We start from the raw sequence: 767 nt of genomic DNA, 5'->3' as shown, positions 1-767 counted from the left end.
CCGGCCCGCCGCCGCCCGCTCCGCCGCACCGGGGCAACGCCGCCGCTGCCGCACCGCTGACCGACGGCGAGTGGCACCGCATGCACCCGCTGACGCCGCTGCTCAAGGGCGGCATCTTCCTCATCGTGATCCTCGGCTACGTGCTGAACAGCCTGCGGGACCAGCTCGTCGAGTTCTTCATCCCCGGCGGTGGCCCGCAGGACGACGGCGACCCCGTGCGGTACGTCTACGAGCACGGCGTCGTCGGCTGGGTGCTGCTCGGCGTGGCTGTGCTGTTGCTGGTACTCCTTGCGTTGTTCACCCTGTCCTGGCGCATGCACGAGTTCCGGGTGACCGGCGAGATCGTCGAGGTCCGCTCGGGCGTGCTCTTCCGGACGAACCGCAAGGCCCGGCTGGACCGCATCCAGGGCATCAACATCTCGCGGCCGCTCATCCCGCGGATCTTCGGCACCGCCAAGCTCGAGATCGCCCAGGCCGGCAACGACGCGAACGTGCAGCTCGCCTACCTCGGGGTCAAGGCTGCGGACGACCTGCGGCAGCGCATCCTCGTGCTCGCCTCCGGGGCGAAGGACGACGAGCGGCAGCACGACCCGGCCCGGGCGTCGAACGGCGTGCTGCAGGACCGTGTCGACGAGATCTTCTCGCCGGAGCTCGACCCCGCCGCGGTCCGCGCGACGCGCATCGTGAAGGTGCACCCCGGCCGGCTCATCGCGTCGATGCTGCTCTCCGGCACGACGGTGTTCATCCTCGCCGCGGTCGCCGCGATG

1 protein-coding gene is annotated in these 767 nt (G+C 71.1%); it reads left to right on the top strand.

Annotated elements, in window-relative coordinates; genetic code table 11:
• Positions 1-767 (top strand): PH domain-containing protein (locus BIV01_RS19825; protein WP_175473717.1); only part of this gene is annotated, 767 nt, incomplete at both ends.

The organism is Curtobacterium sp. MCBA15_013 (assembly GCF_001865095.1).
Classification (GTDB): domain Bacteria; phylum Actinomycetota; class Actinomycetes; order Actinomycetales; family Microbacteriaceae; genus Curtobacterium.
The sequence above is the reverse complement of the archived record's forward strand: the minus strand, read 5'-3'. Positions and strand labels throughout refer to the sequence as shown.